We start from the raw sequence: 26,718 nt of genomic DNA on the forward strand, positions 1-26,718 counted from the left end.
GCACAGGTGACGGACGGGAGGCGCGTGCCGGTCAGGCGGGTTAACAAACAGAGTAGGACATTTTACGGCTGCCGGACACCGGCCGGTGCGAGCGCTTGCTCACGCACATGCCATGCCCGGCGACACGCGCCGCTGCGCCGGTTTTGCGCACACGGGCGGTGCAAATCGCGTCGGGACAGCACTGCGCGCGTGCATCGGCTCGCACAAATCAGGCAAACGATTGCGCATCCGTGAAGGTTTTTGCGAGCCTGGCAACGTCATTATTTTTTCGCTACATGTCGAGGTCATGTCGCGTGCATGAACAAGTGGATCGCTACGAGTCGTGGTCAAATCACCTCCTTCATCTGCTGAACGGTTGTGCTGGAAACGCGTGTGACAAGGTGAGAGCAGATCAGTTTCGTAGATGCTTCCCGCACCTGACAGTTAGTTGCGTAAATTGAGATTCAAACGGGCACGCATACGAACAGCTTTCTGAGCGAGCGCCGCGCAGCAGACTTGGCGCGTCTCTGTAACAATCGCTACATTCGCCGCGCGCATGGCCTCCCTTGTTGTAAGGGCCTGCGCATTTCATCTCACGCAAACCCTGCCGCTTATCACACCCGCGCCGCGTCTCTCGCAGACACGTCGCGCTATACGGCATGCATAACCCGACGAGTCTCGCGTTGTCCGATAAACCCAGCGCCACGATCGAATCAACACTTCCCGCGGACGGCCCCATGTCCGCCGCCAATCGACGCGCAATGACGGCGATCATGCTCGCCGTCGCCCTCGCGACGCTCGACACGGCAATCGCCAACACCGCCCTGCCCACCATCGCCGCCGATCTGCACGCGGCGCCCGCTGCCTCGGTGTGGATCATCAACGCGTACCAGCTTGCGTTGGTCGCCACGTTGCTGCCGCTCGCGGCGCTGGGCGATATCGTCGGGCATCGGCGGATTTACATCGGCGGCATTGCGCTGTTCACGGTGGCGTCGCTTGCGTGCTCGCTGGCTTCGACGCTGCCGTTGCTCGCCGCCGCCCGCATCCTGCAAGGTCTTGGCGCGAGCGCGATCATGAGCGTGAATACCGCGCTGATCCGCTATCTCTATCCGCCGCACCGGCTCGGACGCGGCCTCGGGGTGAATGCGCTGATCGTCGGCGTGTCGTTCGCGGTCGGGCCGACGGTGGCATCGCTGATCCTGTCGTTCGCGACCTGGCCGTGGCTCTTTGCCGTGAACGTGCCGCTCGGCGTGATCGCGCTGACCTTCGCGTGGCCGGCGCTGCCGCAGACCACGCGCGGCAAGCACGCTTTCGATCCGGTCGCCGCGCTGCTGAACGTGATCACCTTCTCCGCGCTGATTTTTGCGCTCGGCGAAGCGGCACAGCGGGCGTCGACGCAACTGGTGCTGAGCGCGGCGGCGATTGCCGTGGTGTTCGGCTACCTGATGATTCGCCGCGAAAGCGGCCACCCCGCGCCGATGCTGCCGGTCGATCTGTTCAAGCGGCCGGTGTTCGCGTTGTCGGCTTTGACAGCCGTGTGTTCGTTCGCCGCGCAAGGTCTCGCGTTCGTGTCGCTGCCGTTCTATTTCGAAGATGTGCTGCATCGGAGCCAGGTCGAAACCGGCTTCCTGATGACGCCGTGGCCCGTGGTGGTAGCGCTGGCCGCGCCGCTCGCGGGCAATCTGTCGGATCGCTATCCGCCTGGCTTGCTGGGCGCGATCGGACTGGCGGTGTTGTCGGCGGGGATGGCGTCGCTGGCGTTGTTGCCCGCGCATCCGCATGTGCTCGACATCGGAATACGGATGGCCGTTTGCGGCGCGGGCTTCGGCTTTTTCCAGTCGCCGAATCTGAAGGCGCTGATGGCCAGCGCGCCGCCGGAACGCAGCGGCGGCGCCAGCGGGATCGTCGCGACCGCGCGGCTGCTCGGGCAGACCACGGGCGCGGCGCTGGTCGCGTTGAGCTTTGGGATCGCGGGCCGCCATGGTCCGACGCTCGCGCTCGGCGCGGGCGCGTTCTTCGCCGGAGCGGCAAGCCTGGCGAGCGGATTGCGACTGTTCGCGCCGTCGCATCGCGCGGGCGGTCATGTGAAGGCGTCGGCGAAATAAAAAACGGGCGCGCTGCCAACACAGCGCGCCCGTTTTGCTTTTTGCTCTTATCTCTGAGAATCGCCAGGTCTAAACCCGGCAATCCACCGCCGATCTATGCGCGGCAAAATAACCCTTCACGGCGGCAATAAACGTATCGATATCGGCACGCGACACGTCTTTATGCGTAACGAATCGCGACGCGTACAGCATCTGCGTGAGAATGCCCCGCTCGTTCAACCACGCTTCGAGCGGCGCGCAATGCTGCTGCGGGAATTGCGCGAACACCATGTTGGTGGCGACGGACTGCACCTTGACCTGATCGATCGATTCCAGACCCGCAGCCAGATGCGCGGCGTTCGCGTGGTCGTCGGCGAGGCGCTCGACGTTGTGATCCAGCGCGTACAGGCAAGCTGCCGCGAGCACCCCGGCCTGGCGCATGCCGCCGCCCAGCACCTTGCGCCAGCGATGAGCGACATCGATCAACGCGTGGCTGCCGACCAGCACCGAGCCGACCGGCGCACCCAATCCCTTCGAGAAGCAGATCGACACGGAGTCGAACGGCTCGCACAACGCCGCAACCGGCTTGCCCGACGCGACCGCCGCGTTGTACACGCGCGCGCCGTCCAGGTGAGCGGACAGCCCGCGTTGACGCGCCAGTTGAACCGCTTCGGCGACATACCCCGCCGGCAGGACCTTTCCGCCGATGGTGTTTTCCAGCGCCAGCAACCGCGTGCGCGCGAAGTGGTTGTCGATCGGTTTGATGGCGGCGGCGATTTTCTCCAGCGGGATCGAACCGTCGGCGGCGTTTTCGAGCGGCTGCGGCTGGATGCTGCCCAGCACCGCCGCGCCGCCGCCTTCGTATTTGTACGTGTGCGCGAGCTGGCCGACGATGTATTCGTCGCCGCGCGCGCAATGCGCCATCAACGCCGCGAGATTGCTTTGCGTGCCGCTCGGGAAGAACAGGCCGGCTTCCTTGCCCGCGCGTTCGGCGACCGTGGCTTGCAGACGCAGCACTGTGGAGTCGTCGCCCCAGACGTCGTCGCCGACTTCGGCGGCCGACATGGCGGCAAGCATCGGTTGGGTCGGACGGGTTACGGTGTCGCTGCGCAAATCGATCATTTGAGTCCCTGTGCGTCTGTGGATGGCTGCCTGCTTCAGCCGGCGCACGCGCTACGCGATGTTTCGAATGTTTCGACGCAGTGGTACGGCAGCGGCTGGTGAGCCGCTCATTGTGCTTTTTGACCGCGCATTTGTCATTGGTGCAACGCAGCAGGGCTTATTCCGGAGACGAGCGAGTTCGCCGCCTTGCGCAGCTTTACCCGCTCGCTGTCGATCATTTCCGTTCGTTTTTCGCGTTGCGCGCCGCGTCGATCAACCCGTCCAGCCACTCCTGATGACCGTTGATCATCGGATTCGGCCGCGCCTTCGCGAGATCCCCGGCAGGCTTACCCTTCTGCGTTTCCTGCGTGAGGATGCGCACGCGCCCACCCGCCAGGTCTTCGATCAGCCACGCGTGATGAACGTCGAGACGCGTCTCGTTTTCGCCCGTCCAGCCGTGCCACGCAACGCGTCCGGGCTGGCCGGCCGCTGGCGCCACATATTCCGTAACCTGCGCTTCGACCGGAAAACCGAACGTGCTGAAGTAAAAGCGTGCGCCGTCTTCGAGAATCGGGCCTTTGTCGTTGTGGAAACGGATATCCGCGGAATTTGCGTAGTAAGTCGGCCACAACGGCGCGTTCGCGAGGAACGGCCACACGTCGGTGGCGCTCAGGCCCGCCACGATCATTTCGTTCGACGCGAAGTTGTCGGTCGTGCCAGGCAGATAGCCTTCCGGCCAGAAGATTTCGTTCATTGCGAGGTACATCCTTGTGTTCGGTGATCGGATAAACCTCATGATCGGTGTCGCGCTGAAATAAATCCAATCGATTATTATTATTTCTGTCATCCACAGAAATGATTACAGAATGATCGACCTGAATCTGCTGAAAGCGCTCGATGCGCTGCTGGACGAGCGCAACGTCACGCGCGCTGCGCAGCGTCTATCGCTGACGCAGCCTGCGGTCAGCGCGATGCTGACGCGTTTGCGCGAAAGTTTCGGCGACCCGCTGTTCGTGCGCACGCAGCGCGGCATCACGCCGACGGCGCGCGCACTGGAACTCGCGGGCCCGCTCAAGCAGATTCTCGCGGATGTCGAAACGATGCTGCAGCCGCCGTCGTTCGATCCCGCAGTCGCCGAGATGACGTTGACGATCGCCGCCACCGACTACGCGCTGCAAGCCGTGGTGGTGCCGTTTCTCAGCGAACTTCGCCGTCACGCGCCCGGCATCCGCGCGGTCGTGCTGCCGGTTCAGCACGAACGGCTGGCCGGGCAGCTTCAGCGCGGCGGTATCGACCTCGCGCTGATCACGCCCGATACAACGCCGCCGGACCTGCACGCGCGGCGTCTGTTCGACGAACGGTATGTATGCGTGATGCGTGACGATCACCCGGACGCGGCGGTCGATGCGCTTTCACTCGACCGCTTTTGCGCGCTCGATCACGCGCTGGTCTCGTACCAGGGCGGCAGCCTGAGCGGCGTGACCGACGAAGCGCTCGCGAAAATCGGCTGCGCTCGGCGCGTGACCGTGTCGGTCACGAGCTTTCTGGTACTGCCGGAAATTTTGCGTTCGAGCGATCTGATCGCAGTGGTGCCACGACGGCTTGCCCTGCACGCCGACGGTCTGGCGATCTTCGAGCCGCCGGTCGAGATTCCGGGCTTCACCAAGACCGCCGCGTGGCACGAGCGCACGCATCACGCGCCCGGGCACAAATGGGCGCGCGCGCTGCTGGTTCAAACGTGCGCGTGTTGAGCGGACGCGCGCCGCTTTGCTATCACGACCAGTGAACAGGCCTTCAGTGCCGCGCTTTTTCGATTGCGCTGCTCGCCAGTTCGCGCGCGAGATCCGCGTATAGCTCGGCCCATTTGCCCAGCAAGCTGGGTTCATCGGTCAGGAAGAGCGGATGCTGGACCCACGCGCTGACATCCGTTCCCTTCCAGGCCATCTCGAAGATGCGCATGTCCTCATCCTCGCTGATGCCGATATCGACCAGCTCGCGGAACGCCGCCAGGTTCGACAGGCCGACGTTATGCGAGTCGATTCCGTAGATGGCGGCGAGTGCGCCGGTCGCACGCGTTCGTGCATCGTCGCGGCTGTCGGCAATCAGGAATACGATGCTTTCGCCGTGAGCCGCGTTGAATACGGCCCGATACAACGAGGTCTTGCAGCGCTGGCTAAGTTGCGTGCCCATGGTCGCAGTGGCTCCTGAGAACTCTTCGTCGTTCGATGCAATTGCGCGAGGCGCGCTCTTTTGCTTCCTGGGTAATTCGGAGAGTTTCGCTGATGGCGGCCTGAGTATCCGCGCTTCGAATTCGCGCCGGCGGCGGCGGGAGCGATAGGCGTCGCTGCCCCAGTAGAGATAGACGCCGCACACGGCGAGGCAGGCAAGCGCGAGAATTCCAACGCCCCCGAGTACAGCCAGATCGGCATGCACCATTTCAGGCCCCCTTTAGTCCTCTAGAGTCGCGCTTGCCTTTTTTGCCTTGTCTGCCACCCGTTCCGCAAGATAGGGAAAAGCCAGACTGCCGAACTCAGCTTCAAGCTCGGTTTTAAGCTCAGTCAACGGGACGCTCCAATCCCGTTGACGGCCACGCGGTTGAATATGCCGTTAATGCGCTTTCTGGTCAGCCCGGCTTTTGCACGTTAGCGAACGTTTTTGCTCGACCGGAACTGGCGGCTTGCCGTGAATCAGAACCTGACCGCCCCGCTCGACATTGCTTGTCAGCCTCACGCGCGATCCGATGAAAAGCGGCGGCAAAGCGGTCGGTTTTCATCGTCGGCGAGGCCATGTTTTGTAGGGCTAAGGACGATGTTGCGAGTATCGGACGGGAGTCGTGATTGATCAACAGAGCACACCTCTCTATTGACCAATTCGTTCTGCTATAGGACGCTATTCGATTCAACGCCCAATATCGTCAGAAAAAGTACCCGGTTGGCATGGGTTAAATGCCATTGCGCCGGGTCCAGTCGATACGCTCCTGAATTTCCGCAGGGCTTGTCCGACGGATGTCGCAGCAGTTCATACGTTCGTTCCAGAACGGAATATCGCGGGCCTGCCGCTCCAGCGTCACGGTGACGATTGCCGCGCGATCGCTCGGCTCCAGACCTTATGCATCCGCGAGAATCTTGAGTTGCGCAGCCTCAAATCCGGCGGGCTCCTCGCGCCGGATTTGCCGACATGCCATGTCGAGGCCAGATAGCCGACGTCCTCCAGCATTGTGCAGGTGCGGCGAAATCGAAGTCGATGAAGGCCGCTGGCCGGCCGTGCTGGAACATCATGTTGTTCGGGCCAGGATCATCGTGAAACATCACCTGATGCGCATCCGTGAGGTCGCTTCCCCTGAGCAGCATGGCGGCGGCGATCTGCCCGCTGGCGAAACGCTGGAATTTCGCAGGCACCCATCCGGAGATATAGCCGAGCACGTCGCGACCGAGATAGCGCGGCTCACCTGCGTAACCGACGCTCTCCAGATGCAGCAAAAGCCGGTGCTCAAATGGCGACGACGCGTTGATACGGCCTGCGTACCGTGTCGCCCACGCGAACCACCCCAACGGCATGGCGTCCACCGCTTAGCGGGATTTCATCGCGTGAAGCGCTGGGTTTGTTTGTCATGGTCTTTATCCATACTGATCCATCGATGTCGCGCATCTTGAATGGATGCATAAAGACGTAACACAGACTCAATGACGACGACTACCGTCAACTGATTTATTCCAGCAGAGTTTTCATTGCGTAGTTCGCAATTTGCGGTGAATTTACTTAAGCGCTCTCTGCGAAATGGTAACAGTTACCACACACAAAAAAGACGACATTACAATAGCCTTCCATTAACTGGATCGGAGGACATGTTCAATGGTTCTATTCCACCGTGGCGCAGCGATTCAGGCGTCGACTATCAGGTATGGCAATACATTCGTAGCTCGCGCGTGCATTGTGAAAGAAGACGGCGACTCCACTTCATTGGGCGATCTTGGTCAGTTTGCGAGCCAAAGCTGCGCGTTTGAGTTCGCGGTGCGTTGTGCGAGAGCATTTGTGGAAGGTCTGCCGATTCCCCGCTCCCCGTTCGGCAAATGGTCGAATCCGGATCCGGCCGCAGCGAGTTAAAGCGAGCGTATTCAGGAAGATATCGACGAATAGCGCCAATAACCGTTGCTATCGCATTTGCGGATTGCCAATGGAATTGGGATCGGAATCGGGTACTAATTCGCCAATGAATCTTTATTGACACCCAAGCTACTTGCGTCGCCGAAAACTATTGGAAATTGAAATCAACGTGACGCCGTCAGCTTTACCCACGACATGCGCGCGGTAATCAGTCAGCATTGCCCGGACACTGGCGCTGTCAGCGCCACCCGGACAGCCGATTAACGTCGCCGTATGGTCGAGGTAATCGGCTGTTGCGGACGATTCGCCGAGTCGGCGGCATGCATCTCCTTCCTTTGGGTAGCCGTTTCCGATCGGCGCGAGCGATGCGGGCCAGCTGAAAAGATCCGAAGAAGTCGCGGCTGCGCTCACCGGCTTGCTGTGCAGACTCAACACAACGAATGTGAGCGCACCGAACATAACGGCCGCGCGGAATGATCGGGCAGTGCTAACCATCGGGTTTTCCCTCTGCGTCGGTATCCGCGCGTCGCGTCGGGATCGGCCGGTTGAGGCCGACATGCGAAGCGGCAGCGCAGGCTGCGTTCACGCGTGACATCAGCCGGTATGCGTACCCGCGCCGACGCGGTTCCGCTGCCGCGACCTTCGCCGCCGTGCGCGAACTATGCTGACGGCGATCAGCACAACGACCAGCAACGTTATTTCAATCAGTGCGGGGATTTGAATCGGATCGTGGTACATGATGGACCTCCGCCGGACGCTCCGTTCATATTAGGTCACGGGCGCGGTCGCGACGGCAGTTCGTCACTTGCAGGTTTGGAACGGGTTGCCTGAGAGGCGCGAGCAGCCCGTTGATGCTCAAAGTCCCGATGCGCCAATCCGACAACTAGCCATTGAAATAATGGCAGCAGGGAATCGGAAAAACCGCATTCCCTGCCTCCTCTGCGCCAAGCGACACAGCGCCTGGCTATCCGCAATAAATACCCCTCAGGACCGGGCAAAAGACCCGCTCACTCACCCGACTTCGGCAACCACGCAAGCGGATCGACCGGCTGTCCATTCTGACGGACTTCGAACTGGATGCCCGCCGTGCCATGACTGTCCACCCCGACCTGGCCGATGGTCTGCCCCTGCGCAACGGCATCGCCTTCCTTCACCAGCAGCGCGCTGTTCTGCCCGTAGGCGGTAATCAGCGAGTCGTCATGTTTGATGATGATCAGCGGACCATACGCCTCGATACCCGAACCCGCGTAGACCACGCGTCCGGTGGCGGCTGCCTTGACCGGATCGCCAGGGCGACCGCCGATTACCACTCCGTTCGAACGGCCCGGCGCGAAAGTTTTCAGAATCGGACCGCGTAACGGCCACTGCAACACGCCCTGCTGCGGCCCCGTTGATGCAACCGGCGCGGCGGGCGCAGCGGGCGCGCCCGGCGACACGGCAACCGGCGGCGTCACGACGCTGCCGGAGGTCATCGGCGGAGACACGCGCAACACCTGGCCCGGACTGACCGGCGAATTGGCCGTGAGACCGTTCCACGCTGCGATTTCCTGAGGGTTTCGGCCATACGCCGATGCGATGCCGCCAATCGTGTCGCCCGGATTGACGCGGTAGAAACCGGCGGGAACTGGAACCGTGCTGAGCGTGGTCGGGCTGGTCGGCGCGCTGCTGTAGAACGGCGTGCTTTCCCACGGCATGCTCGTGCAGCCCCCGAATAACACGGCCAGCGCGGCTGTTGTCAGCAATCGGGTCCCCGTCAATCGCCATTGTCTTGTCATGTGATTTTCCTCGACACTTATTTCAATCGGATTCAATCGATGCCCAAGCATTTGTCGTGCCGCCAGGCTTGACGCTGCCTGAACGCTGACCTGTACGCTTATTCGTACGGTATGGCAGGCGGCGGTAACCCGCCCGCCATTATGCCGCCCTCCGCGCCGCCAGCGGTCACGGCTCGCGCGTGCACAGGCGTCGTCAGACGCTGCCCTGCGACTCCACCACCAGAACACGCGCCGATCGGATGAGCGACGTGCTCGGTGCCGACCGACGCGTAGAACACGTCGCCGGTTTCCAGAATCGCGGACTGCTCGACTCCATCCTGCCGATAGCGCATCTCGACGCGGCCATCGAGCACCGCAAACACTTCCTCGCCGTCGTTGACGTGCCACTTGTACGGCTGATCGGTCCAATGCAGGCGCGTGGTGATGCCGCCCATGTTGGCGATATCGAGCGCGCCCCATGGATGCGTAGCGGTAAAACTCCTGCTGCGGATGATCTTCATGGCGGTGGGCAATTGAAATGACAAAGCCGTCGCGCCGGTTTTCGCCGCCTGCGAGAAGCTCGCTGACTTGCGCGACCTGTGTTCCGGCTGGCCCTTATTATAGGTCGCTCGGGCCGCCAGCCCCGCGCTGCAACCCTTTCCACCAAATTCGTCTGAATATTGCAACCTGAGAGGGCTCGCCTATACTCGTTCAACCTGCTCGTTATGCACCCACGACAACATCTGAATCCTGCGAGGAGTTGGGGATGAACAAAGCCACCTTTCTGGCCGTGCAACTCAACGTCGACGATATCGCGGCGTCGCCCGGTCTGGTCGAATTGCTGAACACCCACCTCGTTTTCGCCGCCGACGTCGCCGAAGCCGCCGACGCGCTGGTGCAGCTGGCCAGCATCGCGGGGTTGTCGAGCGGGGTCGAGGCGAGCGTCGAGATTCCTGCCGTGGCGATCGAGCGGCTGCGCGAGGCGCTGGACAATCTGAGCGGCTACGACGAATCGTGGCTGCTCGCGCTGGAACCGAGCCGAGCGCTGTTCGACGAAATCGGCCGACGCCATCGCACCTTGCATTAGCGCGCGAAGAAATCCGCGCCGTAAACGACAAAACGCCATCCGATCAAGCCGGACGGCGTTTTTTATTGCCTGCTGCGTGGCCGGACCGAGGGTCCGGCTAGCTACAAACCTGCCTACAGAAACTTAGTTGCCGAAATAAACCGAGTTACGGTCAGTGCTGCTGACCGAGCGGCCCGATTGCGACGTGCCGACGGCCGGAGCGCCATAGCCGCTGTTCGCAGCCTGAGCGTTACCGTTTTGCGCATCGACGCGAGCTTGCGCAGCCAGCAGATTGCTCGGGTAATCGGTGTGATCGCCGATCGGGTTGTAGCCGGCCTTTTCGAGCTGGACCAGTTGAGCGCGGACTTCGGCGCGCGTGAGCGGCTGGTTCGTCGATTGTGCGAACGATGCGACAGGAGCAACCAGGGCGGCAGCGACAACAACTGCAGAGATCAGGGTCTTCATGATGTAAACCTCCATAACTTGTTTTGTAGTGCGCTGGGGTTGTTACTCCCGAAGCGCTTAAGAACAAGTCTAGAAGGGTTGACATCTAGGGGAAACACTTAAAACGACGAAACTCTATTTCGATTTTCGAAACAATAGCGAAGCTAAATCGCATCAATTACGTTTGACTAATACTTTCAGCAACAATACAACGCAGATATTTCAAGCGGTGGCGCAACCCGGCGCGCCTTATTCTGGCTGCGCGCCGGGTTGCGATTCAAACTCGTTTAGCTCCAGTTTGCGTGGAAGCTACCCGGCTTGTCGGTACGTTCGAACGTGTGCGCGCCGAAGAAATCGCGTTGCGCCTGCACCAGGTTTGCCGGCAGACGTTCCGAGCGATAAGCGTCGAAATACGCAACCGCCGACGCAAACGCCGGCACCGGCACGCCTGCATTGATCGCGGCCACCACGACTTCACGCAGCGCAGCCTGGTAGTTCTTCGCGATGTCGCGGAAGTACGGATCGAGCAGCAGATTCGCGATCGCCTTGTCCTTCGTGTAGGCGTCCGTGATCTTTTGCAGGAAGCGGGCGCGGATAATACAGCCGGCGCGGAAAATCTTCGCGATCGTGCCGAAATCCAGGTCCCACTTGTACTCTTCCGACGCTGCGCGCAGTTGCGCGAAGCCCTGTGCGTACGAAATCACCTTGCTGAAGTACAGCGCACGGCGCACCGACTCGATGAACGCATCGCGCTCGACGCCCAGCGGCTTGGCCTGCGGCCCTTCGAGCACCTTGCTCGCGGCCACGCGCTGATCCTTCAGCGACGACAGCACGCGTGCGAACACGGCTTCGGTGATCAGCGGCAGCGGCGCGCCGAGGTCGAGCGCGTTCTGGCTGGTCCACTTGCCGGTGCCCTTCTGTGCCGCGCGATCGAGGATCACGTCGACCAGATCCTTGCCGGTTTCGTCGTCTTTCTTGCTGAAAATCTTCGACGTGATTTCGATCAGGTAGCTGTCGAGTTCGCCTTCGTTCCACTCGGTGTAGACCTTGCCGAGTTCTTCGTTCGACAGACCCACTACCTGCTTGAGCACCGCATAGCTTTCGGCGATCAGCTGCATGTCGCCGTACTCGATGCCGTTGTGCACCATCTTCACGAAGTGGCCCGCGCCGTCCGGTCCCATGTATGCGACGCACGGCTCGCCGTCCGGCGCCTTCGCGGCGATTTCGGTAAGGATCGGGGCGACCAGGTCGTACGCTTCGCGCTGGCCGCCGGGCATGATCGACGGGCCTTTCAGCGCGCCTTCCTCGCCGCCCGACACGCCCGTGCCGATGAAATGCAGACCGGCCTTCGCCAGTTCCTGATTGCGGCGGATGGTGTCGGTGAAATGCGTATTGCCGCCGTCGATCAGAATGTCACCCTTGTCGAGCAGCGGCTTGAGCGAGTTGATGGTGGCGTCGGTGCCTTCGCCTGCCTTGACCATCAGCAGAATGCGGCGCGGCTTTTCCAGCGACTCCACGAATTCTTCCAGCGTGAAAGCCGGCACCAGTTTCCTGTCCGGATATTCGGCGATGAGTTCGTCGGTTTTCTCGCGGCTACGGTTGTACACCGACACCGCGTGGCCGCGGCTCTCGATGTTGAGTGCCAGATTGCGGCCCATCACCGCTAGCCCCACCACGCCGATTGCCTGTTTGCCCATGTTGAATTCTCCAGAGTCCAAAAAAATGTCGAGACGCCGCGCCGCAAGCTTCGTTGGCGCAACGTCGAGGGTGAAAGAATAAAAGAAATGCGAGCTTGCCGCTCGCTGACCGGCAACGGGCGGTGCTGCGTACTGCGTTCATTGTGTGTCTACTGCGCGTCTACTCTGTGCTGCGAGACCGGAAGCACCTGACGAGGCGCGTCGTGCGCGGCGACCCCGCGCGACACCCGTCGGACATGCCGGCCTACCCATGCGGCAAAAAACTCATTAGATACAAGGTGATGCAACTCGCGCATGCACTGCGCGCAACCCGCGTTCACGTTGCAGCTACCGAATCCACGCTTCTCAGACCTGCGTGGCCCCCGGTCGTTTCCTGAACACCAGACTGAAATTATTGGCCGGCATCGCGATCGGTTCATCGCAGACCAACCCAAGCGATGCACCCAACGTCACCACAGTTTCCATATCTCGCACGCCCCAGGCCGGATCGCGGCTGCGCAACTGTTGATCGAATGCTTCGTTGCTCGGCGAAGTATGCGCGCCGCCGCGTTTGTATGGGCCGTAAAGGTACAGTACACCGCCGTCGGCCAGACGGCGGCTCGCGCCCGCGAACAATGCCTGCGTCGCGCTCCACGGTGAGATGTGGATCATGTTGATGCAGACCACGGCATCGAGCGAATCCACGCCCCAGTCCGGCTGATGAACGTCGAGCGCCAGCGGCGCGCGCACGTTCGGCAAGCCGTCGTGCGCGATCCACGCGGCGATCGACGCACGCGCGTCGGCATCGGCGTCGCTCGGTTGCCAGTCGAGGCCGGGCAGCGCGGCGGCGAAACACATCGCGTGCTGGCCGGTGCCGCTGGCGATTTCGAGCACGCGGCCGGTGGCGGGCAGCGCTTCGCGAAGCACCGCGAGGATCGGCTCGCGGTTGCGTTCAGCGGAAGGCGAACGTTGCCGCAGCGCCGGATGGGATTCAGTCATGGTCGGTCTTTATGTCAGTACAGGGCCGTGCGTACGCGTTCCGCGAGTTCGCGGTCGTAGGTCGCGGCATCGAAATGCGCGCCGTTGATGTGCCGGTGAATCTCACTCGCGCTCGGCAGCCGCGACCGCTCGAGATGCCGCGACGGATCCCACAGCTTCGAGCGAACCAGTGCTTTCGAGCAGTGAAAGTACACGGAATCGACGTCGATCAGCAGCACAGTGCGCGGCAGTTTACCTTCGACGGCGAAACTGTCCAGCCATTCAGGCTCATTCGTAATCCGGCCACGGCCGTTCACCCGCAAACTTTCGCCAATTCCGGGGATGATGAACAGCAGCGCGAGCCGTGGTTCGACGATGATATTGCGCAGACTGTCGAGCCGGTTGTTGCCGGGGCGATCCGGCAACGCGAGCGTCCGTCTGTCGACCACGCGGACGAAACCGGGCGCATCGCCACGCGGCGAACAGTCGAGACCGTCCGGGCCTGCGGTGGCGAGCACCGCAAACGGCGCAACGTCGATGAACGCGCGATAGTCGTCGTTGACGTAGTCGATCTCTTTCGCCAGCGCGCGTTCGTGCGGCTGATCGTAGAGGGCTTCGAGCTGTTCGATCGTCGTCAACATCGGCGCTCCTTCGGGTGTTGTCTGAATGCGGAAACATGACATTGCGCTCAGGCGCACTCGCAGCGCTATACCGCTGCGGCTCGAATGAGGCGGATATGTCGGCTACGGTTGATGCACACCATCGCGCGCGGGCCGGTCAATCCAGCGCCAGGCGGCCGGCCAGCGCGGTCAGCGTGTCCGCGCACGGCGCCGTGATCTTCAGCGACAGCAGCGGATCGGCGCGCGTACGTCCCAGATTGATCGCGACGACCGGCTTGCCCTGCTTCTGCGCCCACACGCAAAAACGGTAGCCGGAATAGACCATCAGCGACGAGCCGACCACCAGCATCGCATCCGCCGATTCGAGCGCATGCGACGCCGCGTCGACCCGTTCCTTCGGCACGCTTTCGCCGAAAAACACCACCGACGGCTTCAGCAGGCCGTTGCAATTCGGGCAGCGGGGAATGCGGAACCCGCCGAGGTCGTGCCATTCGAGATGGGCGTCGCCGTCGGCGGCGGTTTCGGCGGTGACGTTCAGCAGCGCGGGATTGTCCGCTTCCAGCGTCTGCTGGATCGACGCGCGCGCATGCTGCATCCCACAGTCCAGGCACGTGACGCCGTTGATGCCGCCATGCAGTTCGATCACCTCGCGGCTACCCGCGCGTTGATGCAGACCGTCGACGTTCTGCGTCACCAGCGTCGGCACATGACCGGCGGTTTCGAGCCGGGCCAACGCGGTATGCGCGGCATTGGGCTGCGCCTGCGCGACGACCGGCCAGCCGACCATGCTGCGCGCCCAGTAGCGCTGACGCATCGTCTGCGTGCCGAGAAACTCCTGCAACGTGATAGGCGGCGAGCGCTTCCATGCGCCGTTGTCGTCGCGATAACCGGGAATGCCGGAGTCGGTGCTGATGCCCGCGCCGGTCAGCACGAACAGGCGCGGATAGCGCTGCACGAAGCTGTGCAGATCGTCGAGCGTGTGCGATTCGATCAGCGGTTCGCTAAGCGGTGCAACGGGCGCGGGGGCAAGGTCGGTCATGACGGGCACGGTGGATGGCGGCAGCCTGAACGGAAGCGCGTTATTGACGCGCACGCGGAGAACGCGCGGGCGGCAGGCTCTCGCACACTCATAGCTCCTGCCGCTTTTTCCATTCGGCGAGAGCGGCCCGATAGCGTTCGAGCGCGTCGTCGTAGAGATCGAAAACACACGGACTGCAGCCGCTATGACAACAGTCTTCAAGCTCGGGCGGCACGGGCGGCTGCGGTTGCGGGTCGTCGACAGATATGGCTTGGGGCACGGCGAAAACGCGTTCCGTAAAGGCGGGAAGCGCCCAGTATAAGTTGATCCCGGGCGGGGCGCTCTGGGTCCGTTCGAGCGCTTCGGCCGCTCACCGAGCCGCACCGCACCGCACCGCACCACCGCCTCAGCTTCGCGCTGGTCAGCCCCGCCCGACAAACGGCATCTTGGTCGCCATGATCGTCATGAACTGCACGTTCGCCGACAACGGCAACTCCGCCATATGCAACACGGCGTCGGCAACGTGCTGCACGTCCATCAGCGGCTCGATCGCGATTTCGCCGTTGGCTTGCGGCACGCCGCGCGCCATCCGCGCGGCCATTTCCGTTTCCGCATTGCCGATGTCGATCTGTCCGCACACGATTTCGTACTTGCGGCCGTCGAGCGATACCGATTTGGTGAGGCCGGTAATCGCGTGTTTGGTCGCCGTATAGGCGATGCTGTTCGGGCGCGGCGCGTGCGCCGAAATCGAGCCGTTGTTGATGATCCGGCCGCCTCGCGGACTCTGCGTTTTCATCAGGCCGAACGCCTCGCGCGTGCACAGGAACACGCCGGTGAGATTGGTGTCGACCACCGAGCGCCATTCGTCGATGGAGAGTTCGTCGATATCGACCGGTGAATTGCCCCGGCCCGCGTTGTTGAACAGCACGTCGAGCCGGCCGCGTCGTTCGCGGATCGTGTTGAACAGCGCCGCGACGCTGTCGGCGTCGGTCACGTCGCACGCGACGGCCAGCGCGTCGCCACCAAGGTGCTGCGCCTCGTCGACCACCGCGTCGAGCGGCGCCTGGCGACGCCCGGCCAGCACGACGCTGTAACCGTGTTCCAGCATCTTCAACGCGCACGCGCGGCCAATCCCGCTGCCCGCGCCCGTTACCAGTGCCACCTTCTTGATTCCTGTTGCCGTCACAACGTATCTCCGTGGTTTTGCGTGAATGGCTGCGCGCGATCCTGACGAGCCTTCCGAATCTTTCGGCTCGCGGTTCGCGCCTCACCGTTGACCCAGCACATTACAACAGCGGGTCGTCCATCACAAATGTCGCGGATGGCCGTTGCGGGCCACGCATCTTTCAATGCGCTTTCGTTTCACCCCGCTTCATGAGCCGGGAGGCATGCACGATGTTTTCGCGCTCGGCTAGACGCGGAAATCCGCCGCCATGTCATCGTCCGTACGCGCCGGCAACTCACCGCTGCGGCATGCTTTGAGGAACACGTCGTAGTCGCGCTCGACCTGATCCGCGTAGGCCGTCGCATAGCCCGTCAGCGACTCGGCAAACTGGTCGCCCCGGCCGATATACGCGCTGACTTCGATCGCCTGGCCGCTCGCCTTCGCATGCGCGCGCGCCATGATCCAACCGCACAGTCGCGCATAACCGTCGAGCAGATCGTTGTCGAACAGCTCGATATTCGCCGACAGTTTCATGTCGCGCAGTTGCCGGAAATAGAACTGCCGCCCGAGCGGCCCCGTGGCCCAGCCGAGAAAAATATCGCTGGCCGCCTGCAACATGCGCTGCCCCTGCACGACGCGCTCACCCTCGTGTTTGACGCCCGTCGATGGAAAAAACTGCCCGATCACCGAAGGCCGCGCTTCCTTCATTTGCAGAAACAGCGGCTTGTTCATGTGATCGACCAGCAGCACCACCATGCAACGCGTGCCCACGCTACCCACGCCCACCACCTTGAACACCATATCCTGCACGGTGAAATGATCGAGCAGTTCGCGGCGGTCATGCGACATCGTCTTCAGATACTCGCCCCACATGCGTTCGAGCATCTTGCGCGAGTTGCCGACCTTGAACGGCTCGGCTTCTTCCTGCGTGAATAGCGTGTTCGTGCCGAGCACATGAAACAGCGCGGGCGGCGCATCGCGGATCGTCCAGTGATCGCCGTCGTGCACGGCCATTTTTTCGAGCAGGTTTTCGTGGGTCCGGCTCGCGGCTTTTTCCATGCCGCGCCGCACGGTGCGCCGGCGTTCGGGTGTCAGCGCCGTTTCCGCCATCCGGTCGAACGTAATGCGGTCGTACCAGAGTTCGAGCGCTCCGCATTGCGCGTACTGCGCCATCCGGTCGCGATATTCGCCGACTGCCGTCATCACCAGACTGTCAGCGGTGCCCCGGCTCAGGCGCATATGACGTGCGGCCACCACGAGGCTCGCGGTAAGACGCTTCAGATCCCATTCGAATGGCCCGATCGACACTTCGTCGAAGTCATTCAGATCGAAGATGAGTTGCCGTTCGGGTGTGGCGAAACCACCGAAGTTCATCAGATGGCCGTCGCCGCAAATGGGCATGGTCAGGCCGGTGTGGTGAACCTTGCTGAGATCGTGAGCCTGCAGGATCGCGGTGCCGCGAAAAAACGTGAAAGGCGAAGCGGCCATGCGCCCGTAGCGCAACGGCACTAGATTCTCGATGCGGCCTTCGCTGCTTTGCCTGAGAAGCTCGATCGGATTGCGGTCCAGTTCGCCGACCGCGCGATGACTGGACCGTTTCGAATGCTCGCGGGCTGCGCGGCCACGCGCTTCGCGTTCGGCGATGGTGCTGGCTTTCATGCTCTCTCCGTTTCAGGCAAGTCTTGACTGGCGATTCCAGCGACTGCTTCTACTGGCGCGACAAAAGCGAAAACATCTGAACAGTACCTGCGAAACGCGATCATAACGGCTCGGCAGACGATCGGTAAAAGTGTTGCGGCCCTGACTGCTGTCCGGCCGCCGCCTCTCGCCCACCGATCAATCGGATTGCTAAACGGACAAAATTACCGGATCACGATCGGTCAAAACTAACTATTCGGTGAATTTTTCTTTTTTCCCGTCGCCCTGCACTTCAGCCGCGGCGATTCCAGCCGTTACCCATGTATAGAAAACTTTAAGACGCATGAAAAAGGCCCCGGAATAGGGCCTGTTCTGATTGAACCCGCGTCGCGCAAGGTCAGGGAGAGTGTATGTTTGTCGCAATCGGCTGGGTCGTGGTTATCGCTTCTGTCATCGGCAGTTTTGTCGGCGTGGGTGGGCATCTGCCGGCACTCATTCAGCCGTTTGAATTGCTGTGTATTTTCGGCGCGGCAATTGGGGCGTTCGTCGTGAGCAATCCGACTTCCACGCTGAAGAAAACCCTCAAGGCAATTCCTTCCTGTTTCAAGGGCGGCGGCTACACGAAAGAAAAGTATCTCGAACTGATCGCGCTGCTTTATGAACTGCTTCAGAAGGCGCGCAAGGAAGGGATGATGTCGCTCGAAGCGGATGTGGGCGCGCCCGAAGAAAGCGTGATTTTCCAGAAGTACTCGCACGTGCTGCACGATCATCATCTGCTCGATTTCATCGTCGACTATTTGCGGATGATGTCCGGCGGCAACGTGAACGTGCTCGAAGTGCAGGATCTGATGGACGAGGAACTGGCAACGCATCACGCGGAGTCGTCGGTCGCGGCCAACGCGATCCAGAAAATGGCCGACGGCCTGCCCGCTTTCGGCATCGTCGCTGCCGTGATGGGCGTGGTTCATACGATGGGTTCGGTCGGCGCTCCGCCCGCCGTGCTCGGCGAAATGATCGCCGGGGCGCTGGTCGGCACCTTCCTCGGCATTCTGCTTGCGTATGGTTTTATCGGCCCCGTCGCGGATCTTCTGACTGCCAAGGGCCGCGCTGAAGCCAAGCCGTTTCAGTGCGTGAAGGCAGTATTGCTCGCGTCGCTGTCGGGTTACGCGCCGCCGATCGCCGTCGAATTCGGCCGCAAGGTGCTGTTCACCGCTGACCGTCCGAGCTTCCAGGAACTCGACGACGCCGTGCGCGCCACCAAGATGCCGAAGTCGGCCTGATCACGGATACGGGAGCAGCACGATGAGCGAAAGAAGATCGCGCGGGTCGGATCAAGCCGACACCGCGCCTGCGCCGGTGATCGTGCGCCGCTCGAAAAAGGGCGGCGACCATGGCGCACATCACGGCGGCGCATGGAAAATCGCGTACGCCGACTTCGTCACCGCAATGATGGCGTTCTTCCTGCTGATGTGGCTGCTCGGCTCCACGTCGAAGTACGAGAAGCAGGGCATCGAAGACTACTTCAACACGCCTTTGTCGAGCCTGCTCGGCGGCAATGAGGGCACGGCCGCCGCGCGGCCCAGCGTGGTACAGGGCGGCGGGCGCGACATCTCCGACTCGCGGCCCGGGGTCGGCAAGAAGAGTCAGACCGAGCCGACGCCGCCCGCTCGTGCCCCTGACGCTGCCGCGCCAACCGTGTCCCCAGCGGACACCGCCCGTCTGGAGCAATTGAAGGCGAAGCTCTCAACGCTGATCGAACAGACTCCCGCACTGAAGGCGTTCAAGGATCAGATCCGCATTTCGATCACCAATGAAGGCTTGCGTATCGAGATCGTCGACTCGCAGAACCGCCCGATGTTCGCTTCGGGCAGCTCGAAACTGCAACCGTACGCGGTGACGATCCTCACGCAGATCGGCGCGGCGCTGAATGATGTCGACAACCGCATTTCGATTGCCGGTCATACCGACGCGGTGCCGTACACCGCCGGCCCTGACGGCTATTCGAACTGGGAGTTGTCGTCGGAACGCGCAAACGCTGCGCGCCGCGCGCTGGTGGAAGGCGGCATGCACGATGAAAAACTGCTTCAGGTACGCGGACTGGCGGACGTTTTACCACTCGACAAGAACGTGGTCGATCAGCCGGTGAATCGGCGGATCAGCATTCTGATTCTGAATAAGGCTGCAGAACAGGCGTTTTTCCACGACGGCGGACGGACCACGATCGACGAAGCGTCGCCCGCGAGTGCGGCGATTCCCGCCGTAGTCGAACATTTGCAGCCGGTGACCGGTTCGCACGGCACGCCGTAACGCGACTTCGCATGCCTGCATGACAGCAGGCAACACAGCGGGCGATTTTTTCACACGCACTGCAAAACGCGGGACGTGTGGTTAGAATCGTTCGCATGCACCCTACCCCGCCCCAGCAACGGGAGCCTGAGCTTCCGTTGCATACGCCCAGTGTGTCGTCGGTGACGTTGGCGTCCGTCATCGCCGTCATTGCATGGGTCGCGCTCGTTGCACAAGCCAATCTCACGATCGACCGCACCCTCGCGCGCGGGCTGACCGTGTTCGACGGACTGGCGCGCATGAGCAGTTACCTCACCAATCTGACCGTGCTCGCCTGCGCCGTGTGCTTCGCCTGCGTGGCCTGGCGTGGACACAAGTCTCCTGTCGTGCGGTTCTTCCGGCAACCGACCGTCGTCACCGCAGTTGTCGTGTATATGGTTTTTGTCGGCATCGCGTATAACCTGCTGCTGCGCGGTTACTGGTCGCCCACGCCGCTCAGGCGCATACTCAACGAATCGCTGCACAGCGTTCTGCCGATGCTTTCCGCGCTTTACTGGGTGCTATTCGTGCCGCGTTTTCATTTGCGGTGGCGGCATTGTCTGCTGTGGCTCGTTTATCCGGTTGCGTATCTCGTCGTGACTTTCTGGCGAGGAAGTCTGTCGGATTTTTATCCGTACCCTTTCATCAATGTGGACACGCTCGGCGTCGAACATGTCCTCGTCAATGCCGCGCTGCTATTCGGCGGGTTTTTAATGCTGATGGCCGTGTTCATCGCAATCAACTTCCGGCGCAGACGCTAGCGTCGACGACGCGGGCGCAAAAATTAGCGCCCGCCTTAAAAGCCTGCTTCATCTTCCGTCACTCTTTTTCGCGGGCGCGCTTCTTGCGCGCTGTCTGGTGGACGTAAGCCGCCGCTGTCACGCGGGGCTTGCGCAACCCCTTGAGGCGAGCACGTTGCAATTGCGGAGCGCTCGCACGTAAATATGACATTGGGAGCAAATTCGATGGACATCAATTCAGCGGAAGGCGCAGTGAATGAAGTGGCAGGCAAGGTTCAGGGCGCAGTAGGCGATGTGCTGGGCGACACCGGCACACAGCTGGCCGGCAAGGCGCGCGAACTCAGCGGTAAAGCGCAACAGCTATGCGCAAGCACGACCAGTCTCGTACGTGAGACCACAGCGGAAAGTCCCTTTACCGCGATTGCGGTGGTCGCGCTTGCAGGGTTTGTCGCCGGGGCGCTGTGGTCACGTGGCGCGGGCGATCGCGATTATCGTCGCTGATTTTTTTGAAGCCCTGAATGGCGGGCGAATTGCTATTTGCTAGCGGTCGCCCGAGCTGATTTCCCAACGGGTACGCTTTTTTTGCGTACCCGCTTTTGTGCTGGCATCTTTTGAACTGCTTTTGCAGCAGGTTCTTGGCCAGTTTCCTTTTTCGTCTTCGTGCTCTTCTGCGCGGCCCTTTTCGGCTTCATATCCAGCTCGATCCACGTTGGCGCGTGATCGCTTGCATGCGGTTCGCCACGTACCCACCGGTCGACGCCCGCATCGCTCAAACGCGGCGCAAGGTCGGCGCTCAGCAAAAGATGATCGATACGCAAGCCCGAGTTCGTATCCCAGTGGCGGCGGAAATAATCCCAGAAGGTATAGACACGTTCGTCGCCGAAATGCGTGCGCAGCGCGTCGGTCCAACCTTGCGCGAGCAGCTTGCGATAACGCTCGCTGCTTTCGGGTTGTAGCAGCGCATCCTTCAACCATGAGCGCGGGTTATAGATGTCTTCGTCAGTGGGCACAACGTTGAAATCGCCCGCCAGCACCACAGGGTGTCCGCTTCTGAAAAGCTTCGCCGCATGCGCGATGAAATGATCGAACCACGCGAGTTTGTAATCGAACTTGGGACCGGGTTGCGGATTGCCATTCGGAAGATAGAGACACGCAATCAGCACGCCGCCAACCGCGGCTTCGAGATAACGGCTATGCGTATCCTCTTCAAAACTGGGCAAGCCGCGGCGGCTTTCTACCGGCGCGTCTCCCTTCGACAGAATCGCCACGCCGTTCCATGCGCTTTGCCCTTGCCAGACAGCGCCGTAGCCCGCAGCGCGCAATTGATCGGCGGGAAAGGCGCTGTCCACGGCTTTGAGTTCCTGCAGGCACACAATGTCCGGTGCTTCGCGCTCGAGCCATTGCAGCAGCGCAGGCAACCGCGAACGAATACCGTTGATATTGAAAGTCGCGATCCGCAGTTTCGCCACGATCTGTCCTCGTTGAGAGCGGCTTGCTTCGCTGCTTATTTCGCCGCTATCGCCATGTCGCACCATTCCATCGCCCAGGATCGCGCGCATGAAATGGCATCGGCTTCGTTCGGGAAGGAATCGATATCACCCGAATCATGCGACTGGAAGCGCTCGTTCTTTTGCGGCACCCGGGTGATTTTCGCTCTCGCGTAATAGACGCCATCGTCCGCGTGACGGGCGCGGCAATCGATATGAAAATGCCTGTAGTCGAACTGCATGAACGCTCCTTTTAACGGGCTTCATCAGGATAGCAACAGCATTGTCCGTACCTGAAAAATATGGGGTGATAAAGCCGTACGCACGCTAGTCAACCCCGCTTTCCCCCTCATTTGCAAAATACGGTGTTTCTAAAAACGTTGTTTCTGCAACGGCACTGAATTTGCTACTTATGTCACAGTGGAAGTCCCGAAATCTAACCGAAGTCATTTGAACGCGACGCTTCGGATATCGACGCATCGCCAGCCTGCATTGACCTTTCAGTGGAGTCAACAGAACGTCATGTCCAAGCATAACGAATGTCAGGATTCCGGCGACACAGCCGACACGCCTCAACAACCCGCGCAACCATCACAACTCTCACGCCGCCGCTTTCTTCAGTCCGCTGCCGCAGCGGCAACCGTTGGCGCGGCTCCGCATCTGCGAGCGCAAACGCAAGCGCCGACCCAGGCACCGCCCGCGCAAACTAATCCCGTAGTACCGCCGCGCCCTGTCACGCTGACTATCAACGGTCGCGCTCATACGCTGCAACTCGAACCGCGCGTCACGCTGCTCGACGCACTGCGGGAATATGCGGGGTTAATGGGCACGAAAAAAGGCTGCGACCGGGGACAATGCGGCGCATGCACGGTGCTCGCCGATGGCCGCCGCATCAACTCGTGTCTGACGCTCGCGGTGATGCACGAAGGCGAGAACCTCACCACCGTCGAAGGGCTCGCCGCGAATAACACGCTGAGCCCGATGCAACGCGCGTTTATCGAACACGATGCGTTCCAGTGCGGCTACTGTACGCCCGGGCAGTTGTGTTCCGCGACCGCCCTTCTGAACGAATTTCGCAACGGCACGGCAAGCACGGTAACCGCCGACGTACGCCATCGCCCGCCCCAACTTTCCGACGAAGAAATCCGCGAGCGGATGAGCGGCAACATCTGCCGCTGCGGCGCGTATGCGAACATTGTCGCCGCCGTGCGCGCGGTGCATGACGGCAGCAGCGAGAGCAGCGGCGCGGCCGTCACATTCGACCATCACCGTAACGCCTGACGGAGCGACCAGCATGGATGCGATCTCTTACGAACGCGCCGGCGATGTCGCCAGCGCAGTGCGGGCGGCGCAGCAGCCGGGCGCGGTGTTTATCGGCGGCGGCACGAACCTGCTCGATCTGATGAAAGGCGGCGTCGAGCGGCCCATGCGGCTCATCGACATCACGCATATCAGCGGACTCGATACGGTCTCCACGCTGCCCGACGGCGGCATCCGCATCGGCGCGCTGGTGCGTAACAGCGACGCCGCGAATCATGCATTGGTACGCGAGCAATATCCGCTGTTGTCGCAGGCGTTGCTCGCGGGCGCATCGTCGCAACTGCGCAATATGGCGACCGTGGGCGGCAATCTGCTGCAACGTACGCGCTGCGGCTACTTTTACGACACCGCTTTCACGCAGTGCAACAAGCGCGTGCCCGGCAGCGGTTGCGCGGCCCTCGGCGGCCACAATCGCACGCATGCGATCCTCGGCGCGAGTCCGCAATGCATCGCGGTGAATCCGTCGGATATGAGCGTGGCGCTAGCCGCGCTCGACGCGCTCGTCCGCGTGAACGGACCCACTGGCGAGCGGACTATTGCATTCGCCGACTTTCACCGCCTGCCCGCCGACCGGCCCGATGTCGACACCACGTTGCGGCCCGGCGAACTGATCACTGCCGTCGATCTTCCGCCGCCGCTGTTCAGCGCGAACTCGCACTATCTGAAAGTGCGTGACCGCGCCAGTTACGCATTCGCACTGGTGTCGGTCGCGGCTGCGTTGCAGATGGACGACGATCGCGTACGCACCGTGCGCATCGCGTTGGGCGGCGTCGCGCACAAACCGTGGCGCGCGAGCGCGGCGGAACAGATGCTCAACGGTCAGCCGCTCACGCAAACCACGCTGAAAAACGCCGCCGCCGCCGCGCTGAGCAACGCGCAACCGCAGCACGACAACCGCTTCAAGGTGCAGCTCGCGCAGCGCGCGATCGTACGCGCGGTCAATCAGGCCGCCGGCCGCACGGGAGGTGTCGCATGAATCTCATCGGTCAACCAGTCGACCGTATCGACGGTCTGCTCAAAGTGATCGGCGAAGCGCGTTACGCCGCCGAATTTCCCGAAGCGCGGCTCGCGCATGGGGTGCTCGTCACGAGCACGATTGCCAGCGGCACGATTGCGTCGATCGACGCGAGCCGCGCACAGGCCGTCCCCGGCGTGCTGCTCGTGATGACCTACCAGAACGCGCCGCGTCTGCCGAACGGCGGCAAGCCGCCGCTCGCGCCGCCCGCCGGTCGCCGTCTGTCGCTGTTGCAGGACAACCAGGTGCACTACAGCAACGAGCCGGTCGCGGTGGTCGTCGCCGACACGCTCGAACATGCAACCGACGCCGCGCGCCAGCTGCAGATCGTCTATCAGCAGAGTGCCGCGACGGTCGATTTCGCGCTGGCAAAGCCGAACGCGCACGCGCCCGTCAAACCGCAAGGACGTCAGACCGACACGCAGCGCGGCAGCTTCGAAGACGGCATGCAAAGCGGCCCGGTGCATGTCGATGCCACCTACACGACGCCGATCGAACATCACAACCCGATGGAGCCGCACGCGACGATGGCGATCTGGGACGGCCCGCAACTCACTCTCTACGATTCGACCCAGGGCGTCAGCAGCGCGGCGCTGGCGGTCGCGAAAACGCTCGGCGTTTCGCCCGGCGACGTGCGCGTGATTTCGCCGTTCGTCGGCGGCGGGTTTGGTTGCAAAGGCTCGTCGTGGTCGCACGTGTCGTTGTGCGCGATGGCGTCGAAACAAACCGGACGACCGGTGCGGCTCGTGCTCGAACGGCCGCAGATGTTCGGCCCGGTCGGTGCGCGGCCGCGCACCGAGCAGCATTTCGCGCTCGCCGCGCGGCACGACGGCACGCTGACCGCGATGCGTCACGACAGCGTTTCCAATACATCGGTCATCGAGGACTGGACGGAGACCTGCTGCATGGTCACGCGCATGCTGTATGCCGTGCCCAATCAGGTGACCACGCATCGCATCGTGCCGCTCAATCTCGGCACGCCGACCTTCATGCGCGCACCCGGCGAAACCACCGGCTCGTTCGCGCTGGAATCGGCGATGGACGAACTCGCCGTCGCGCTGAACATGGACCCTCTCGCGCTGCGCATCAAGAATTATGCGGATGCCGATCCGCAGGAAAACAAGCCGTTTTCGGGCAAATCGCTGCATGAGTGTTATCAGATCGGCGCGCAGAAATTCGGCTGGTCGCGGCGCACCAGTACGCCGCGTTCGATGCGCGAAGGCAACACGCTGATCGGGCTCGGCATGGCGACCGCGACCTATCCGGCCAATCGCAGCGAAGCCGCGGCGGTCGCGCGGATCTTGCCGGACGGCACCGCGATGGTGGCCTCGGGCACGCAGGACATCGGCACCGGCACGTACACGGTGATGACCCAGGTCGCCGCCGATGCGCTCGGTTTCGCGCCCGAAAACATCCACTTCGCGCTCGGCGATTCGACCTTGCCGCGCGCGCCGGTGTCGGGCGGATCGCAATCGGCGGCGAGCGTGTCGCCGGCCGTGCGCGACGCGGCGAGCCAGGCGCGCAGCCAGTTGATCGCGCTGGCGCTCGCGGATCAGGCGTCGCCCGTGTACGGCATTGCGCTCGACGACATCACCGTGGAAAACGGCTGGATCACGAGCCGCTCGCAACCCGCGAAGCGCGATCCGGCAGCGGCGATCATCGCGCGCTCGGGCGGCAAGCCGATCGAGGCGAACTCCACGGTCAAGCCCGGCGACGAAAAGCAGAAGTACTCGTTTCACTCGTTCGGCGCGGTGTTCGTCGAGGTGCATGTCGACGCCGATCTCGGGACGATACGCGTGCCGCGCGTGGTGGGCGTGTATGACGTGGGGCGCGTGCTCAATCTGAAAACGGCGCGCAGTCAGTTGATGGGCGGGATCGTGTGGGGCATCGGCGCGGCGCTGCAGGAAGAGACCACGGTGGATACGCGGTATGGGCGCTTCACCAACGCGAATCTCGCGGAATATCACGTGCCGGTGAATGCCGATATCGGCTCGCTGGACATCACGTTTATCGACCGGCCCGATCCGTATATCAACTCGCTTGGCGTACGGGGAATCGGCGAGATCGGGATTACCGGGGTGTCGGCGGCGATCGCGAATGCGGTGTATCACGCGACCGGCGTGAGGGTGCGGGATCTGCCGGTTACGCTCGACAAGGTGATGCGGGTGTAGTGGTCTCGATACGCCCGACACACATTCACGCGC

The 26,718-nt window shown here is 62.1% G+C and carries 26 protein-coding genes and 1 pseudogene; 11 read left to right on the forward strand and 16 right to left on the reverse strand.

Features of this window, described 5'->3' with window-relative positions; all coding sequences use genetic code 11:
• Window positions 1-716 precede the first annotated feature (716 nt).
• Window positions 717-2,084 (forward strand): MFS transporter, encoded by a 1,368-nt coding sequence (locus tag ABH945_RS26070; protein ID WP_171910268.1) that lies wholly within the window; start codon window positions 717-719, stop codon window positions 2,082-2,084.
• Between the two features lie 69 nt (window positions 2,085-2,153).
• On the opposite strand, the gene ltaE is transcribed toward ABH945_RS26070, so the two are convergent.
• Window positions 2,154-3,185, reverse strand: coding sequence for a low-specificity L-threonine aldolase (gene ltaE, locus ABH945_RS26075; protein WP_429252440.1), 1,032 nt, complete (start codon window positions 3,183-3,185; stop codon window positions 2,154-2,156).
• A 214-nt stretch (window positions 3,186-3,399) separates the two neighbouring features.
• On the reverse strand, window positions 3,400-3,918 hold the full coding sequence (locus tag ABH945_RS26080) for an SRPBCC domain-containing protein (RefSeq protein ID WP_429252441.1): 519 nt from the start codon (window positions 3,916-3,918) through the stop codon (window positions 3,400-3,402).
• Between the two features lie 112 nt (window positions 3,919-4,030).
• On the opposite strand from ABH945_RS26080, the gene ABH945_RS26085 reads away from it, so the two are divergent.
• The gene (locus tag ABH945_RS26085; RefSeq protein ID WP_429252442.1) at window positions 4,031-4,915 is read left to right on the forward strand and encodes a LysR family transcriptional regulator; all 885 of its coding nucleotides are present in this window, start codon (window positions 4,031-4,033) and stop codon (window positions 4,913-4,915) included.
• A 43-nt stretch (window positions 4,916-4,958) separates the two neighbouring features.
• Here the strand turns inward: ABH945_RS26085 and ABH945_RS26090 are convergent, their stop codons facing one another.
• From ABH945_RS26090 to ABH945_RS26110, 5 genes and pseudogenes are all read right to left on the reverse strand, one after another.
• A complete protein-coding gene (locus ABH945_RS26090; RefSeq protein ID WP_429252443.1) occupies window positions 4,959-5,354 on the reverse strand; it encodes a hypothetical protein in 396 nt (131 codons plus the stop codon).
• Window positions 5,355-6,304: 950 nt separating this feature from the next.
• Window positions 6,305-6,643 carry a phosphotransferase gene (locus tag ABH945_RS26095; protein WP_429252444.1) on the reverse strand — a complete coding sequence of 113 codons (339 nt, stop codon included), beginning with the start codon at window positions 6,641-6,643 and terminating at the stop codon, window positions 6,305-6,307.
• 754 nt (window positions 6,644-7,397) lie between these two features.
• A complete protein-coding gene (locus ABH945_RS26100; protein WP_429252445.1) occupies window positions 7,398-7,727 on the reverse strand; it encodes a hypothetical protein in 330 nt (109 codons plus the stop codon).
• A gap of 548 nt (window positions 7,728-8,275) precedes the next feature.
• Complete coding sequence (locus ABH945_RS26105) at window positions 8,276-9,043, reverse strand: peptidoglycan DD-metalloendopeptidase family protein (RefSeq protein ID WP_074767590.1); 768 nt, start codon at window positions 9,041-9,043, stop codon at window positions 8,276-8,278.
• A 193-nt stretch (window positions 9,044-9,236) separates the two neighbouring features.
• Window positions 9,237-9,543: pseudogene (locus tag ABH945_RS26110) on the reverse strand (cupin domain-containing protein).
• 245 nt (window positions 9,544-9,788) lie between these two features.
• Between ABH945_RS26110 and ABH945_RS26115 the strand changes: the two are divergent.
• Window positions 9,789-10,109, forward strand: coding sequence for a hypothetical protein (locus ABH945_RS26115; RefSeq protein WP_074767588.1), 321 nt, complete (start codon window positions 9,789-9,791; stop codon window positions 10,107-10,109).
• Window positions 10,110-10,232: 123 nt separating this feature from the next.
• Here ABH945_RS26115 and ABH945_RS26120 read toward each other — a convergent pair whose 3' ends face one another.
• The 8 genes from ABH945_RS26120 to ABH945_RS26155 all read right to left on the reverse strand — a co-directional run bounded on the left by ABH945_RS26120 (window position 10,233) and on the right by ABH945_RS26155 (window position 17,648).
• The gene (locus tag ABH945_RS26120) at window positions 10,233-10,553 is read right to left on the reverse strand and encodes a DUF4148 domain-containing protein (RefSeq protein WP_074771046.1); all 321 of its coding nucleotides are present in this window, start codon (window positions 10,551-10,553) and stop codon (window positions 10,233-10,235) included.
• 266 nt (window positions 10,554-10,819) lie between these two features.
• Window positions 10,820-12,229, reverse strand: a complete 1,410-nt coding sequence (gene gndA, locus ABH945_RS26125; RefSeq protein WP_074767585.1) for an NADP-dependent phosphogluconate dehydrogenase — start codon at window positions 12,227-12,229, stop codon at window positions 10,820-10,822.
• 345 nt (window positions 12,230-12,574) lie between these two features.
• Entirely contained in the window at window positions 12,575-13,207 is a 633-nt protein-coding gene (locus tag ABH945_RS26130) for a DUF938 domain-containing protein (RefSeq protein ID WP_074767583.1), read from the reverse strand.
• Window positions 13,208-13,221: 14 nt separating this feature from the next.
• Window positions 13,222-13,827, reverse strand: coding sequence for a pyridoxamine 5'-phosphate oxidase family protein (locus ABH945_RS26135; protein ID WP_429252446.1), 606 nt, complete (start codon window positions 13,825-13,827; stop codon window positions 13,222-13,224).
• 136 nt (window positions 13,828-13,963) lie between these two features.
• Window positions 13,964-14,845: an NAD-dependent protein deacetylase gene (locus ABH945_RS26140; protein WP_074771045.1), complete on the reverse strand. Its 882-nt coding sequence runs from the start codon at window positions 14,843-14,845 to the stop codon at window positions 13,964-13,966.
• 88 nt (window positions 14,846-14,933) lie between these two features.
• Window positions 14,934-15,104 carry an oxidoreductase-like domain-containing protein gene (locus tag ABH945_RS26145; RefSeq protein ID WP_429252447.1) on the reverse strand — a complete coding sequence of 57 codons (171 nt, stop codon included), beginning with the start codon at window positions 15,102-15,104 and terminating at the stop codon, window positions 14,934-14,936.
• 141 nt (window positions 15,105-15,245) lie between these two features.
• The gene (locus tag ABH945_RS26150; protein WP_429252448.1) at window positions 15,246-16,010 is read right to left on the reverse strand and encodes an SDR family oxidoreductase; all 765 of its coding nucleotides are present in this window, start codon (window positions 16,008-16,010) and stop codon (window positions 15,246-15,248) included.
• Window positions 16,011-16,235: 225 nt separating this feature from the next.
• Window positions 16,236-17,648 carry a DUF2252 domain-containing protein gene (locus tag ABH945_RS26155; RefSeq protein WP_429252449.1) on the reverse strand — a complete coding sequence of 471 codons (1,413 nt, stop codon included), beginning with the start codon at window positions 17,646-17,648 and terminating at the stop codon, window positions 16,236-16,238.
• Window positions 17,649-18,037: 389 nt separating this feature from the next.
• Here ABH945_RS26155 and motA point away from each other — a divergent pair, with 389 nt between their 5' ends.
• The 4 genes from motA (at window position 18,038) to ABH945_RS26175 (ending at window position 21,193) form a co-directional block, all read left to right on the forward strand.
• Window positions 18,038-18,907: a flagellar motor stator protein MotA gene (motA, locus tag ABH945_RS26160; RefSeq protein WP_074767573.1), complete on the forward strand. Its 870-nt coding sequence runs from the start codon at window positions 18,038-18,040 to the stop codon at window positions 18,905-18,907.
• A 22-nt stretch (window positions 18,908-18,929) separates the two neighbouring features.
• Window positions 18,930-19,934 (forward strand): flagellar motor protein MotB, encoded by a 1,005-nt coding sequence (motB, locus tag ABH945_RS26165; protein WP_074767571.1) that lies wholly within the window; start codon window positions 18,930-18,932, stop codon window positions 19,932-19,934.
• 95 nt (window positions 19,935-20,029) lie between these two features.
• Window positions 20,030-20,713, forward strand: coding sequence for a Pr6Pr family membrane protein (locus ABH945_RS26170; RefSeq protein WP_429252450.1), 684 nt, complete (start codon window positions 20,030-20,032; stop codon window positions 20,711-20,713).
• 204 nt (window positions 20,714-20,917) lie between these two features.
• Window positions 20,918-21,193 (forward strand): CsbD family protein, encoded by a 276-nt coding sequence (locus tag ABH945_RS26175; protein ID WP_074767567.1) that lies wholly within the window; start codon window positions 20,918-20,920, stop codon window positions 21,191-21,193.
• Window positions 21,194-21,225: 32 nt separating this feature from the next.
• Here ABH945_RS26175 and ABH945_RS26180 read toward each other — a convergent pair whose 3' ends face one another.
• Window positions 21,226-22,101 (reverse strand): exodeoxyribonuclease III, encoded by an 876-nt coding sequence (locus ABH945_RS26180; protein WP_429252618.1) that lies wholly within the window; start codon window positions 22,099-22,101, stop codon window positions 21,226-21,228.
• Here ABH945_RS26180 and ABH945_RS26185 point away from each other — a divergent pair.
• The 4 genes from ABH945_RS26185 (at window position 21,982) to ABH945_RS26200 (ending at window position 26,685) form a co-directional block, all read left to right on the forward strand.
• The gene (locus ABH945_RS26185) at window positions 21,982-22,356 is read left to right on the forward strand and encodes a hypothetical protein (RefSeq protein WP_429252625.1); all 375 of its coding nucleotides are present in this window, start codon (window positions 21,982-21,984) and stop codon (window positions 22,354-22,356) included. The genes ABH945_RS26180 and ABH945_RS26185 overlap by 120 nt on opposite strands.
• Window positions 22,357-22,701: 345 nt before the next feature.
• On the forward strand, window positions 22,702-23,460 hold the full coding sequence (locus ABH945_RS26190) for a 2Fe-2S iron-sulfur cluster-binding protein (RefSeq protein WP_074767563.1): 759 nt from the start codon (window positions 22,702-22,704) through the stop codon (window positions 23,458-23,460).
• A 13-nt stretch (window positions 23,461-23,473) separates the two neighbouring features.
• Window positions 23,474-24,475, forward strand: a complete 1,002-nt coding sequence (locus ABH945_RS26195) for an FAD binding domain-containing protein (protein ID WP_429252451.1) — start codon at window positions 23,474-23,476, stop codon at window positions 24,473-24,475.
• Window positions 24,472-26,685: a xanthine dehydrogenase family protein molybdopterin-binding subunit gene (locus ABH945_RS26200; RefSeq protein ID WP_429252452.1), complete on the forward strand. Its 2,214-nt coding sequence runs from the start codon at window positions 24,472-24,474 to the stop codon at window positions 26,683-26,685. Before ABH945_RS26195 ends, ABH945_RS26200 begins: the two co-directional genes overlap by 4 nt.
• Window positions 26,686-26,718: the final 33 nt, after the last annotated feature.

It is taken from the genome of Paraburkholderia sp. GAS333 (assembly GCF_050435665.1).
Taxonomy (GTDB): Bacteria; Pseudomonadota; Gammaproteobacteria; order Burkholderiales; family Burkholderiaceae; genus Paraburkholderia; species Paraburkholderia fungorum_A.